13 protein-coding genes are annotated in these 12,770 nt (G+C 42.3%); 7 read left to right on the top strand and 6 right to left on the bottom strand.

What is annotated here, in order from left to right:
* Nucleotides 1-26 precede the first annotated feature (26 nt).
* From gatB to gatC, 3 genes are read right to left on the bottom strand one after another with little or no spacing between them, the layout of a single operon-like run.
* Nucleotides 27-1,520: an Asp-tRNA(Asn)/Glu-tRNA(Gln) amidotransferase subunit GatB gene (gene gatB / locus ACP69Y_RS06550; RefSeq protein WP_425917206.1), complete on the bottom strand. Its 1,494-nt coding sequence runs from the start codon at nt 1,518-1,520 to the stop codon at nt 27-29.
* Nucleotides 1,520-2,998: an Asp-tRNA(Asn)/Glu-tRNA(Gln) amidotransferase subunit GatA gene (gatA, locus tag ACP69Y_RS06545; protein ID WP_425917204.1), complete on the bottom strand. Its 1,479-nt coding sequence runs from the start codon at nt 2,996-2,998 to the stop codon at nt 1,520-1,522. Before gatA ends, gatB begins: the two co-directional genes overlap by 1 nt.
* 52 nt (nt 2,999-3,050) lie before the next feature.
* The gene (gatC, locus tag ACP69Y_RS06540) at nt 3,051-3,365 is read right to left on the bottom strand and encodes an Asp-tRNA(Asn)/Glu-tRNA(Gln) amidotransferase subunit GatC (RefSeq protein WP_131215074.1); all 315 of its coding nucleotides are present in this window, start codon (nt 3,363-3,365) and stop codon (nt 3,051-3,053) included.
* Between the two features lie 132 nt (nt 3,366-3,497).
* Between gatC and ACP69Y_RS06535 the strand changes: the two genes are divergently transcribed.
* The 6 genes from ACP69Y_RS06535 to ACP69Y_RS06510 all read left to right on the top strand — a co-directional run bounded on the left by ACP69Y_RS06535 (nt 3,498) and on the right by ACP69Y_RS06510 (nt 8,250).
* Nucleotides 3,498-4,544 (top strand): rod shape-determining protein, encoded by a 1,047-nt coding sequence (locus tag ACP69Y_RS06535; protein WP_425917202.1) that lies wholly within the window; start codon nt 3,498-3,500, stop codon nt 4,542-4,544.
* A 16-nt stretch (nt 4,545-4,560) separates the two neighbouring features.
* On the top strand, nt 4,561-5,418 hold the full coding sequence (gene mreC / locus ACP69Y_RS06530) for a rod shape-determining protein MreC (protein ID WP_425917200.1): 858 nt from the start codon (nt 4,561-4,563) through the stop codon (nt 5,416-5,418).
* Nucleotides 5,405-5,896 carry a rod shape-determining protein MreD gene (gene mreD / locus ACP69Y_RS06525; protein ID WP_425917198.1) on the top strand — a complete coding sequence of 164 codons (492 nt, stop codon included), beginning with the start codon at nt 5,405-5,407 and terminating at the stop codon, nt 5,894-5,896. Before mreC ends, mreD begins: the two co-directional genes overlap by 14 nt.
* Entirely contained in the window at nt 5,884-6,450 is a 567-nt protein-coding gene (locus ACP69Y_RS06520; RefSeq protein WP_425917196.1) for a Maf-like protein, read from the top strand. Before mreD ends, ACP69Y_RS06520 begins: the two co-directional genes overlap by 13 nt.
* A 42-nt stretch (nt 6,451-6,492) precedes the next feature.
* Complete coding sequence (rng, locus tag ACP69Y_RS06515) at nt 6,493-7,947, top strand: ribonuclease G (protein ID WP_425917194.1); 1,455 nt, start codon at nt 6,493-6,495, stop codon at nt 7,945-7,947.
* Nucleotides 7,948-8,079: 132 nt separating this feature from the next.
* Nucleotides 8,080-8,250, top strand: a complete 171-nt coding sequence (locus tag ACP69Y_RS06510) for a PA1571 family protein (RefSeq protein ID WP_425917192.1) — start codon at nt 8,080-8,082, stop codon at nt 8,248-8,250.
* Between the two features lie 53 nt (nt 8,251-8,303).
* Here the strand turns inward: ACP69Y_RS06510 and ACP69Y_RS06505 are convergent, their stop codons facing one another.
* Nucleotides 8,304-9,686 (bottom strand): WS/DGAT/MGAT family O-acyltransferase, encoded by a 1,383-nt coding sequence (locus tag ACP69Y_RS06505; RefSeq protein WP_425917190.1) that lies wholly within the window; start codon nt 9,684-9,686, stop codon nt 8,304-8,306.
* A gap of 170 nt (nt 9,687-9,856) precedes the next feature.
* On the bottom strand, nt 9,857-10,591 hold the full coding sequence (locus tag ACP69Y_RS06500; protein ID WP_425917188.1) for a phosphoadenylyl-sulfate reductase: 735 nt from the start codon (nt 10,589-10,591) through the stop codon (nt 9,857-9,859).
* Nucleotides 10,592-10,791: 200 nt separating this feature from the next.
* Between ACP69Y_RS06500 and thrH the strand changes: the two genes are divergently transcribed.
* The gene (thrH, locus tag ACP69Y_RS06495) at nt 10,792-11,409 is read left to right on the top strand and encodes a bifunctional phosphoserine phosphatase/homoserine phosphotransferase ThrH (RefSeq protein WP_425917186.1); all 618 of its coding nucleotides are present in this window, start codon (nt 10,792-10,794) and stop codon (nt 11,407-11,409) included.
* Between the two features lie 73 nt (nt 11,410-11,482).
* Here the strand turns inward: thrH and ACP69Y_RS06490 are convergent, their stop codons facing one another.
* A complete protein-coding gene (locus ACP69Y_RS06490; protein WP_425917184.1) occupies nt 11,483-12,676 on the bottom strand; it encodes an OmpP1/FadL family transporter in 1,194 nt (397 codons plus the stop codon).
* Between the last annotated feature and the right edge of the window lie 94 nt (nt 12,677-12,770).

Below are 12,770 nucleotides of genomic sequence, written 5' to 3'. Positions count from 1 at the left end.
GGTTTTCTTTTTCAAAACTGATCAGCTTAACCAATCAATTTCTTCATTAACTCATTTACTTGAGCAGGGTTTGCCTTACCACGTGATGCTTTCATCACTTGACCAACAAGACCGTTAAAGGCTTTCTCTTTACCAGATTTAAACTCTTCAACCATCTTCTCGTTCGCAGCAAGCACTTCCTTAATAATCGCTTCAATCGCGCCTGTATCAGTTTCCTGTTTCAAGCCTTTTTCCGCAATAATTTCGTCCGCAGTTTTGCCTTCTTCCCACATAAAGCCAAACACCTGTTTCGCGATCTTGCCGCTAATGGTGTTATCCACAATACGCGCGATCATACCGCCAAGTTTTTCCGCAGTTACAGGAGTGTCAGCTAAATCTAGGCCTGCTTTGTTTAAGGCAGCCGAGAATTCACCCATCACCCAGTTTGCAGACACTTTACCTTGTGCAGCACCGCCCGCAGCCTTAACCACATCTTCGTAAAATTCAGACATTTCACGAGTAAGCGTAAGAACGTGCGCATCGTACTCAGTTACACCAAAGTCAGCGACAAAACGCTCACGACGCGCTTTAGGTAATTCAGGTAACGCAGCACGTGCCGCTTCGATTTGTTCGTCTGCAATAATCACAGGCAACAAGTCTGGGTCAGGGAAGTAGCGGTAATCGTTCGCTTCTTCTTTAGAACGCATCGAACGTGTTTCCATTTTCACTGGATCGAACAAACGCGTTTCCTGATCAATGGTGCCATCCCATTCCAAAATTTCCATTTGACGCTCAATTTCAACATTGATCGCTTGTTCAATGAAACGGAATGAGTTGAGGTTTTTCAATTCACAACGCGTACCGAAGGGTTGACCCGGACGACGTAACGACACGTTACAGTCACAACGGAATGAACCTTCTGCCATGTTACCGTCAGAAATACCGAGCCAACGCACTAACGTGTGAATTGATTTAATATAAGCAACCGCTTCTTCAACCGAACGCATATCCGGTTCAGAGACGATTTCGAGTAAAGGCGTTCCGGCACGGTTGAGGTCGATACCTGACATGCCTTCAAACTGGTCATGAATCGATTTACCTGCATCTTCCTCAAGGTGCGCACGGGTTACGCCAATGCGTTTAACCGTACCATCTTCAAGTTGAATGTCGATATGACCCAAGCCCACAATCGGGTTGTCCATCTGGCTAATTTGGTAGCCTTTAGGCGAATCCGGGTAGAAGTAGTTTTTACGTGCAAATACAGAAGCCTGGTCGATGTAGGCATCAATCCCCAAACCAAAGCGAATCGCAAGATCTACCACTTCTTTGTTGAGTACTGGCAACACGCCCGGCATTGCAAGGTCTACAAGGCTTGCCTGCGTGTTTGGATCATTACCAAAAACAGTGGAAGAACCAGAGAATATTTTTGAGTTGGTCGCAAGCTGAGTGTGAATCTCGATACCAATGACGACTTCCCAGCCATCAATCAACAGTGATTTTGGTTTAGCCGCTTTTGTAGAATTGTTTTGAGCTTGAGCCATTATGCGTTCTCCTCAGCAATTGCAGCGCGTTTGGTATGCCAATCAGTCGCTTGTTGATACTGGTGTACCACAGACAACAATTGAGATTCTGACCAGTAATTACCAATCAACTGCAAGCCAACCGGTAAGTTGTCTTGGTCAAAACCAACAGGCGCGTTAATCGCAGGAAGACCTGCCAAGTTCACCGCGATGGTGTAGATATCACCCAGATACATTTCAACTGGTGTCAGATTCGCACCAATTTTATAGGCAGTCGTTGGCGCCGAAGGTGCAGCAATCACGTCTACAGATTCAAATGCTTTTAGGAAATCTTGCTGGATTAAACGACGTACTTTTTGAGCTTTTACATAGTAAGCATCGTAATAACCGGCAGAGAGCGCATAAGTACCAATCAAGATACGACGTTGCACTTCAGGGCCAAAGCCTTCTGAACGTGAACGCTTGTACAAATCTGTTAAATCAACCGGATTTTCACAACGGTAGCCATAACGTACGCCGTCAAAACGCTGTAAGTTAGACGATGCTTCAGCAGGGGCGATGAGGTAATAGGTCGGAACATAAGCGTCAGTCATGTTGAGATCAATCTCAACCAAGGTCGCGCCCATGTCTTCCAGTTTTTTCAATGATTCTTCAACACGTGCTTTAACGTCAGCAGCCAAACCGGCAACATTAAAGTACTGTTTAGGAATACCAATGCGTAAACCTTTCAACGATGTACCATTCAAGTTCGCAACGTAATCATCAACGTCTTGATCCATCGAAGTTGAATCTTTGGCATCATGACCCGCCATCACGTTCATCAGGTAGGCACAGTCTTCAGCCGAACGTGCCATTGGGCCGCCTTGGTCTAAAGATGATGCATAGGCAATCATACCGAAACGCGAGACACGGCCGTAAGTCGGTTTAAGCCCGGTAAGGCCACAGAATGACGCAGGTTGACGGATTGAGCCACCGGTATCAGTACCCGTTGCAAAGGGTGCTAAGTCCGCTGCCACAGCTGATGCAGAGCCGCCTGATGAACCACCTGGTACATGGTCCAAGTTCCAAGGGTTTTTAGTCGCGCCATAGTAAGAATTTTCAGAAGTCGAGCCCATGGCGAATTCGTCCATGTTCACTTTACCTAAAGTGACCAGACCCGCAGCTTTGCCTTTCGCTACAACGGTGGCGTCGTAAGGAGAGATAAAGTTGTCCAGCATTTTAGAACCGGCAGTGGTTTTAATGCCTTGGGTACAGAAAATATCTTTATGCGCAATCGGTACACCTGTAAGTACATTTGCGTTGCCTGCTTGACGCAGAGCATCGGCCGCATCTGCTTGTGCCAAGGCTTGCTCGGGCGTTACAGTGACATAAGATTTGACTTGTGCATCAATTTTTTCAATGCGTTTTAAATAATGTTCAGTGAGTTCGCGAGAAGAGAATTTGGCTTGAGCTAAACCCTCAGTGATTTCACGAATCGATAAGCGATGTAAATCTGTCATGAGAAATAATTCTTTACGTTTGATTTAATAAAATGATTTAACTGAATAAAGATTATTCAATCACGCGTGGAACAAGGTACAAGCCATCTTGCACGGCAGGTGCAACCGCTTGATATTCATCGCGATGATTCTGTTCAGAAACCACGTCTTCACGTAAGGGTTGGGGATGGTCAAATGGGCTTTTAAGTGGCTCAACACCGTCGGTGTCAATGCCTTTTAAGGTTTCCATCATGCCTAAAATTTTATTTAGACTTTGAGCATATTCAGCAGATTGCGTATCATCTAGCGACAATCGTGCAAGATTGGCGATTGCTGAAACTGTTTGTGCATTTAAATCTGCAGAATGCTGTGCATCCGTTGTAGACATAACATCACCTGATCAGTATTAAAAAAATTCAAAATATCGTGCGTTATAATAAGCGATTGACTTGTTCAAATCATCACATTTAGTTAAAGTTGCCACCTTGCGTCCACATAAAGTTTAATCGAGAACGTCTCCGTGATTCTAAAAAGACTAATTGGCTTGTTTTCGCCCGATCTAGCCATTGATTTAGGTACAGCAAATACGCTTATTTATGCACCAGGACGAGGCATTATATTAAATGAACCGACGGTTGTGGCAATTCGTCACAGTGGTTCACAGAAAATCGTTGCCGCGGTAGGTCTTGATGCAAAGCAAATGCTGGGTCGTACACCTGCAAATATCTCTGCAATTCGCCCGATGAAAGATGGGGTAATTGCCGATTTTGAAGTAACAGAAACCATGCTGAACCAGTTTATTGGTAAAGTGCATGAAAGACGTCTATTTCCACCTGCACCGCGTGTTGTGGTGTGTGTTCCTTGCAAATCGACACTGGTTGAGCGTCGTGCCATCCGTGAAGCAGTATTCAATGCCGGTGCGCGTGATGTTCGCTTAATTGAAGAGCCAATGGCTGCTGCAATTGGTGCAGGTATGCCGGTTGAGCAGGCATGCGGTTCGATGGTGGTAGATGTAGGTGGAGGTACCACTGAAATTGCCATTATTTCTCTACAAGGCTGTGTCTATGCAGACTCGCTACGTATTGGTGGTGATGTATTTGATGAACAGATCATTAACTATGTACGCAAAGCGCATGGTTGTGTGATTGGTGAAACCACTGCTGAAGTGATTAAGAAAGAAGTGGGAATGGCATTGCCGGATGAAGGCGCTAAACCCCTCGAAATCGAAGTTCGTGGTCGTAACCTGGCAGAAGGTGTGCCTCGTGCAATTACTGTGACTTCTGATGAAATCATGCAAGCCATTTCTGACCCATTACAAAATATTGTGTCGGCCGTGAAATCTGCACTTGAACAAACACCACCCGAATTGTCGTCTGATATTGCAGAACGCGGCATTGTTTTGACCGGTGGTGGTGCATTATTGCGTAATCTCGATAAACTGCTTGCACAAGAAACAGGTTTACCTGTAGTGGTCGCAGAAGATCCTTTAACTTGCGTGACGCGTGGTGGTGGTAAAGTCTTAGAATTCTTTGATAACCCAAATCATGACATGCTATTTGTAGGCTAAGTTAAGGATCAGGCGGGTGCAAACAAATCTGTTTTCTAGACAACCGCCATCTTTTCGCTCATTTATCATTGCGGTCATCACATGTTTGGTTGTGCTGTTTTTTAACTGGCGCATACCGCATGTGATTCAGCCCGCACGTGATGTCTTGTATGCGGCATATAATCCGATTTATGCCTTAGCAAGTTATCCAGTGTTATCGCGAGAATGGCTAAATCAACAAACCAAGTCTGAAGCCCAGTTACGTCGTGAAAATACCGCGATGCAAGCCGAGCTGTTACAGGCGCAAGTGCGTCTGCAAAAATTATCTGAACTTTCTGCTGAAAATACCCGTCTAAGAGGTTTACTCGATACGCCACTCATTATTGATGGACGGATGGAAATTGCAGAAGTGATTGGTACCGATGCAGATCCACTCAGACATATTATTGTGATTAACCGTGGTGCAAGCAGTCAGCTCAAAGTCGGTCAGACGGTTTTGGATGACAAAGGCATTATGGGGCAAATTATCAATGTCTATCCGCACAGTAGCCGCATCATGTTGCTGTCGGATAAAGAACATTCTCTATCTGTCCGTTTAGAACATACCGGAATGCGTGCCATTGTGACAGGTACGGGTGATCTAGGTCATTTGAAAATGGAATATGTCCCAACCAGTGCCAACATTAAAGTCGGTGAGAAAGTGTATAGCTCAGGTTTAGGTGCACATTTCCCTGCGGGTTATTTAGTGGGAACAGTGTCTAAAGTGAATCGACATAATACGGGTGAATTTGCCAAAATTGAAGTCATTCCAGCCGCTCTATTGGCAGGTGGACATCATGTGGTGGTGCTTTTTTCTGATTCTTTAGCGATGGAGCAACCTTATGTCACTCGCTAAATTACGCTCTGAAAACCATCGTGATCCGCTTATTGCGATTATTGTTTCAGTCATTATCTGTTCAGTCCTGATCGTTTATCCATTGTCCTATGCTATTTCAGGTGCACGTCCATTATTCATGCTATTGGTGGTGCTCTTTTGGACTATGTGTCAGCCAACATGGTGTGGAATTTGGTTTGCCTTTGCGACGGGTATCTTTACCGATCTTCTGGTAGATGCACCCTTGGGAATGAATGCTTTAACATTTGTCATCATTACTTTTATCACCAGATTTTTAACTCGCGAGCGACGAATTTTGACTTTTGCTAATCTATGGGTCATTAGTTTCTTGGCCGTATTGGCGCATTTGTTTATGACCTGGATGGCTCAAATTATGGGCGGTTTGCAATTTTCGATTGCAAGACACTGGCAGCCCCTAGTGAGCAGCGTTTTAGTTTTCCCTGTTATTTATTTTGTCTTAAGAAAATGGCGCGTTTAATTCTCGCTTCGAGTTCTCCGCGCCGTCGTGAGTTGCTACAACAACTTGGACTCGAGTTTGAAGTTTTTAGTCCCGAGATTGATGAGTCAGTTGTAGCAGGTGAGGGCATTGCAGCTTATGTAGAACGTCTGGCATGTGCGAAAGCTCAAGCAGTCTTGGACCAATTTCCCGATGCTATTGTTATCGCAGCAGATACTAGTTTAGGCGTGGATCATCAGATTTTAGGTAAACCGGAATCTAAACAACATGCTTTTGAAATGTGGCAACGTATTTCAGGTCGTAAACATGATGTGTTTTCAGGTGTTTGCGTACGTACAATGACAGAAAAATCAAGTATAGTGGTACGAACGCAGGTTGAGTTTCAACAATTAAGTCTCGATGATATGGAAAGTTATTGGGCGACAGGCGAACCTGTAGGTAAAGCGGGTGCTTATGCTATTCAGGGGATTGCAGCACGCTATATTCCTCGTATAGAAGGAAGTTATAGCAACGTTGTAGGTTTACCTGTATATGAGACAGTACAGTTATTACAGTCGGTTAAGGCACTAAATTAACGACTGAAAAAAAAGAATTTTTATAATGTTTTGAGTCTTATTATGTCTGACGAGTTGTTGATTAACGTCACACCTATGGAATGTCGGGTGGCCTTAATCCAAAATGGTACGGTCAATGAACTATTTGTAGAGCGCACGGTTAAACGTGGTTTAGTCGGAAATATTTATAAAGGAAAAGTTGTCCGGGTTTTGCCGGGTATGCAAGCTGCATTTGTAGATATTGGTTTATCACGTACCGCATTTTTGCATATTAACGATATGGTGTGGCCGCGTAATCAACCCATTCCTAATGTTTTTGAGTTGCTCCAACCGGGCCAAATCCTCACTGTTCAAGTGATGAAAGACATGCTCGGAACCAAAGGTGCGCGTTTAAGTACCGACCTTTCTATTCCTTCGCGTTATCTCGTTCTTATGCCCTATGGTCATCATACGGGCGTTTCACAACGGATTGAATCTGAACAGGAACGTGATCGCTTACGTTCGATGATTGAAGGTATTCAAACTGAACACAAGCTACCCGGCAGTGTGATTGTACGTACTGCTGCGGAAGGTATTCCTGAAGCAGAAATTGCCCAAGATATGGCATATTTAGCCAAACTTTGGGAGTTTATTCAACGCAAGCAAACCAGCATCGCTGCACCGTCACTGATTTTTGAGGAGCTACCGCTTCCGCAACGGGTGATTCGTGATTTAGCCAATGAGGATACCGCGAAGATTTCAGTGGATTCACGTGAAATTCATGCCAAGTTGCAAGAGTTTGTCGAAGAATTTGTACCGAGTATGCAAGATAGACTCATTCATTATCCAGGCGAACGTCCCATCTTTGACTTGTACAATGTTGAAGAGGATATTCAAAAAGCATTGCAAACACGTGTGGCACTCAAGTCTGGCGGCTATTTGATGATAGACCAAACAGAAGCGATGACTACGATTGATGTCAATACCGGTTCCTATGTGGGCGGTCGGACTTTAGAAGACACCGTGTTTAAAACCAATATGGAAGCAACGCAAGTCATTGCTCGTCAGCTGCGATTACGTAATTTGGGTGGCATTGTCATTATTGACTTCATCGATATGCAAGAAGCAAAGCATCGTGAAGAAGTGATGAACCAGTTTGAGCGAATGCTGCAACGTGATCATGCTAAAACCAAAATCACCCAAGTATCAGAGCTCGGTCTAGTCGAAATGACCCGTAAGCGTACCCGTGAATCTTTAGAACACTTGTTATGTGAATCATGTTCGACCTGTCAGGGACGTGGTTATGTGAAAACGGCAGAGACAGTGTGTTACGAAATTTTTCGGGAAATTTTAAGATATGCACGCGCTTTCGAATCAAAGAGTGAATTTACCGTTGTGGCACATCCTTTGGTGATTGACCGATTGTTAACAGCCGAAGCACCGGCAGTGGCCGACTTGGAGCACTTTATCGGGCGTATGATCAAGTTCCAGGTGGAAAATCTATATACGCAAGAGCAATACGATATCATTCTAAGCTGAAATTGTAACAGAATGTCGTTAAATACTTGTTACATCTGAAATTTTACTTTCGAAGTAGAATTTCTAATACTAGTCATACACAGTAGCCAAAGCCAAATTCTCCCTTTTTGGCTTAGCAAAAAGAGGTAAGACATGAGTATGAGCCAAGTCGTTATTAAAAAAAGTTTGAAAGCGTTAGATAATAAACCAATACAAAATGGTTATATCGTTGATGAGCAGGGTAAAGAAGTTCAAATTACTGCTGCCATGATTCGTTCGGTCTGCCATCAATTATTAAATCAATGCCGTAGTATTAAAAATTAAGGGGCTCATAAAAGCCCCTTAATTTATTCATATTTATTCTTTAGAAATTGCGGTTAACTCACCGCGCGTAACTTTGGGTTTTCTTGACCCACGATCTCTTCAAATCGCTGAATTTCATCTTCTAAGTGAGTCAGGAGGTTTTGCATTTTAGGTAATGCATTTCGACAGCCTGTTAAGCCTACTTCCAATTTATCTAAATAGCTGGTCATCGTAATATTGAGGGCTTGACCATCTAGAACAATCGAAGCTGGGTAGAGTGCATCTAATTTGGCACCATTCCAATATAACGGTTCACGTGGTCCTGGAACATTCGAAATCACAATATTGAAGGCTTGGCGTTTTGGCATCATGCCTGACACAATATTTAAACCCGCTGCACCGTAAACCAATGCGCTATAGTTTAAAATTTGATTTGAATTCATTCGCTTGAAACGCTGTTTCGCATTTAAAACACTACGCCGAATAATTTGCAGACGTTCTAATGGGGTTTCTTTATCCGTGCCCAGATTGGCTAGAATCATGGTGATACGGTTAGATACATCAGAATTATCATCACGAATTGAAGCAGGAACCATGGCAATTAGCGGTTTTTTCGGTAAAGCGTGTTGGCTGAGCAGATATTCGCGTAATGCACCCGAACAAATAGCCAGCACCACATCATTAATGGTCACACCGAGTGCCTTGGCAATCTTGCTTAAGCGATCCAGTTCAAAAGATTGTGCTGCGAAACGGCGTGATGAACTCACGCGCTGATTTAAAATACTGCTTGGTGCCTGAAAACTTGAAACATAGTCAGGATTACGTCCCATATCTTTAAAGATAGTTTGGGATAATTCATACATGACTTTTGGGGTCGACTCAAATTGTTCTTTTAAAGCACCCATAATTTTTTTTATGCGACTCTTCTTCTGGGGTTCTTTAAAACGTTTAGCGCGAGGACCTTCAACACACCAAAGCGGCACAATACTTTTGGCATTTGGATCTAGAGACAGTGATTTTTCAACTAAACGCATGCCTGCAATACCATCCACCATCGCATGGTGAATTTTAAAATACATGGCAAAGCGGTTGCCTTCAATGCCTTCAATAATATTACAGGTCCAAAGTGGTTTAGCCCGATCAAGCAGAGCGCTATGTTCTTGTGAAATATAAGTCAGTAATTCACGGATTCGACCTGGGTGAGGAAGTGCAATGTGACGGAAATGATGGTCTAAATCAAATTCTTGGTCTTCATCCCAAAATAGACCATTCAGTTTATTATTAAAAGGTGCAACAGGAAGACATTTAGATTTACGAATATCGGCAACGAGGTCTTGAATAAATGTGTCAGGTGCATTATCGGGAATTTGAAATAAAAAGAGTCCACCGACGTGCATCGGTTGTTGACGTTTTTCTAGTGACAAAAAAATAAAATCAATAGGGTGTAATGGACGCATAGCGTGGAATGCCTCACTGCAATTTCATTGGCTGTTCTTATTTGAACAGGCTTGTTAGAATTATAAAAAACCGTTTTTTCAGTATATCTTTTTTCAAAAAGAAAAGAACTGCTTTGTATGTAAGAAAAAGTGAATAAAAAGCCACTGAAAACAGTAGCTTTTTTGAAAAATTATTTTTTTAAGTTTCCAGCATGTAATCCACATTCTTTATGGGTCGCTTCTTCCCACCACCAACGACCTTCACGTTCATGCTGGTTCGGAAGGATTGCGCGTGTACAAGGTTCACAACCAATAGAAATAAAGCCACGTTCATGCAACGGATTATATGGGATTTCCATCATACGGATATAGTTCCACACGTCGGCGCTTGACCAGTTAGCCAAGGGATTATATTTGATCAGTTGCTTTCCGGGTCCAGAAAAACCAGTATCGGCTTGAATGACTGGAATTTCATTACGCGTGCCTGGACTTTGGTCTTTACGCTGACCGGTAATCCAGCCATCCAAAGTTGCTAGTTTCTTACGTAGCGGTTTAACTTTGCGAATGCCACAACATTCCTGGTGTCCATCACGATAGAAACTAAATAAACCTTTTTCAGTTGTAAATTGCCGAACTGCTTCCGTCTCGGGGAAACAAATTTCGATATCAATTTTATAGTGATTACGCACGGTTTCTATAAATTGATAGGTTTCTGCATGTAAACGACCAGTATCTAAACTAAAGACACGGAAAGGTTTACCCAGATGAGAGGCCATATCAATCAAAACCACATCTTCAGCACCTGAAAATGAAATGGCAATTTCGCCTTCTTGACTTAAAGCAAGCTCCAGAATCTCGCTTGGAGATTTATCGGTATATTCAAATGCAAGTGCATCAACAAGGTCAATGGTGGGGATCGTAGTCATGATAGTTCCTGGCGTATAGGCTTGGACACTTAAAAACCTATATTAATTTAATTCACAACGATTTTAATAGAATTGAAATAGCCTGCTTAGCACTAAAAAATAAATACTTATGAATAAAATAGATTTAAAAAACAGCACCTGAAATATCAATTTTTAAGCTATGATAGCGCAAAATTTTTTCACTGACATTGGGAGAACCCATGGAAATCGTATGTCTTGATCTTGAAGGAGTGTTAGTTCCAGAAATTTGGATTAACTTCGCCAAGAAAACTGGAATTAAAGCATTGGAAGCCACTACACGTGATATTCCAGACTACGATGTGTTAATGACTCAGCGCCTGAATATTTTAAAAGAGCACGGTTTAGGCTTAAATGATATTCAGGAAGTGATTGCAGATATGGGACCTTTCCCAGGTGCAAAAGAATTTGTGAAATGGGTCAGTACTCATTTCCAGCTCATTATTCTTTCAGATACTTTCTATGAATTTGCTCATCCACTCATGAAGCAGTTAGACTGGCCGACTATTTTCTGTCATAAGCTAGAAACCGATGAAGCGGGCATGATCTCTGCCTATAAACTTCGTCAGCCGGATCAGAAGCGTCAAGCGGTGAAAGCTTTGCATGGTTTGAACTTCCGTGTAATTGCAGCGGGTGATTCGTATAATGATACGACGATGCTAGATGAAGCAGACCACGGTTTCTTATTTGATGCGCCTGAAAATGTGATTGCTGAATTTCCGCAATTTCCGCCAATTAATGGGTATGAAGCTTTAAAAGAAGCGATTCGTAATGCTTCAGTTCGTGATATTCCAGCTTAATATTTAATAGATATTGGAATAAAGAAGGGCGCTATAAGCGCCCTTTCTTGTTTAATGCTAATTTTTAACGCAATTAGAAGCGGTAACCGATTTTCATACCATAGCCGATTGCATGGTTATCTTCAAAATCGCCTACTGGAGTACCACCAGTTTGTGCGGTTGCATCACCTAACCAGAAATATTTAACACCAGCTTGAATAAAGTAGTTTTCAGCAGGGCTATACTGACCACCCAGACCAACACTCCAGTAACCTTCTGTTGGACCCAATGTTGTTACAGGGTTACCAGCACCAGAATCGTATCCGATTGCTGCTGTACCTGACCATTTATTATTAAATTTATGACCTAAGCCAACGTTTGCAGACCACTGGTCATCAGAATAGTCAATAAGATTTTGTGCTTTGCCTTTAGCAAGTGCAGAAGCTTGCGCTAATAATTCTGGTTTAACTGCAAATTGGTCCCAGTGTACCCAGCGTAAATTTGCAAATGCTAAAGTGTTTTGAGCAATACCGGTTTGTAAATCAATGTTTACAGATTGTGGGGTAGTCGCTTCTACAGTACTTTCTTTGTATGAAAGAAATGATAAAGCAGGATTAATCGATGCAAGAGTTGTAGATTCTACAGATTTTGCTTCATGTTTAATTTCAGAACGATAAGTTACAGAAGCTTTTAATGCAATTTCAGGTATTTGATAAGCAAAACCAGCTAACCAGCCATACGCTTCTTCCTGCTCAACTTTAATATTGTAACCACTTAATAGTGAGTAAGCTGAACCGCGTAATTTAATGTCGGCTTCCACAGTTTGCCATACTGGACCGGCATAAAAATTCCAGTTTTCATTTAGCTGATAACCAAGTAGTGCTGTTAGGTTTTCTGTTTTTACTTCTACGGAAGTGCCTTCTGTGATCTTGCTTAAAGGATGAGTTTCAGAAAAACTTTGGGTTTCAGTATCGTAGGCTGCATCAGCCCCAAAAGGTTGATCATAAATCAAACCAAGTGAAATTTTATCAGTAGCTTGTACTTTAATGGCAGCAGATGGGAAGTAATAATCCTCTGCCATATCCTTAATTTTTTCACCTTCAAGGCCTTTGACTGTAGAAGAACCTTTGACTGTTGGATCTAAAACGGAAAGTCCTGCTTCTGCATAATTACCCAGTTGTAAAAAGGCAGAAATCGATTGACCAGAACGGTCTAAGCCAGCTGCTTGAACTGCTGAGAGAGGTAAAGTGCTAAGTAAAATAGCAGAATAAATTTTATTGAGCTTCATTATTCTTTCCCTGATGCCATTTTGTAACTAAAAGTCATGGAAAAGTAACATAAATAAAAAAAGAGTAAATGCTCAGCTCTGAGTAGATAATGAA

Source organism: Acinetobacter sp. TSRC1-2 (assembly GCF_049895885.1).
Lineage (GTDB): Bacteria > Pseudomonadota > Gammaproteobacteria > Pseudomonadales > Moraxellaceae > Acinetobacter.
This window is presented reverse-complemented; position numbering and strand designations above follow the sequence as displayed.

Coding starts and splice junctions, on each gene's coding strand:
- ACP69Y_RS06490 (WP_425917184.1), bottom strand. CDS start 12,676: ATGAAGCTCAATAAAATTTATTCTGCTATTTTACTTAGCACTTTACCT.
- ACP69Y_RS06500 (WP_425917188.1), bottom strand. CDS start 10,591: ATGACTACGATCCCCACCATTGACCTTGTTGATGCACTTGCATTTGAA.
- mreD (WP_425917198.1), top strand. CDS start 5,405: ATGTCACTCGCTAAATTACGCTCTGAAAACCATCGTGATCCGCTTATT.
- gatA (WP_425917204.1), bottom strand. CDS start 2,998: ATGACAGATTTACATCGCTTATCGATTCGTGAAATCACTGAGGGTTTA.
- gatB (WP_425917206.1), bottom strand. CDS start 1,520: ATGGCTCAAGCTCAAAACAATTCTACAAAAGCGGCTAAACCAAAATCA.
- rng (WP_425917194.1), top strand. CDS start 6,493: ATGTCTGACGAGTTGTTGATTAACGTCACACCTATGGAATGTCGGGTG.
- thrH (WP_425917186.1), top strand. CDS start 10,792: ATGGAAATCGTATGTCTTGATCTTGAAGGAGTGTTAGTTCCAGAAATT.
- gatC (WP_131215074.1), bottom strand. CDS start 3,365: ATGTCTACAACGGATGCACAGCATTCTGCAGATTTAAATGCACAAACA.
- ACP69Y_RS06505 (WP_425917190.1), bottom strand. CDS start 9,686: ATGCGTCCATTACACCCTATTGATTTTATTTTTTTGTCACTAGAAAAA.
- ACP69Y_RS06510 (WP_425917192.1), top strand. CDS start 8,080: ATGAGTATGAGCCAAGTCGTTATTAAAAAAAGTTTGAAAGCGTTAGAT.
- ACP69Y_RS06520 (WP_425917196.1), top strand. CDS start 5,884: ATGGCGCGTTTAATTCTCGCTTCGAGTTCTCCGCGCCGTCGTGAGTTG.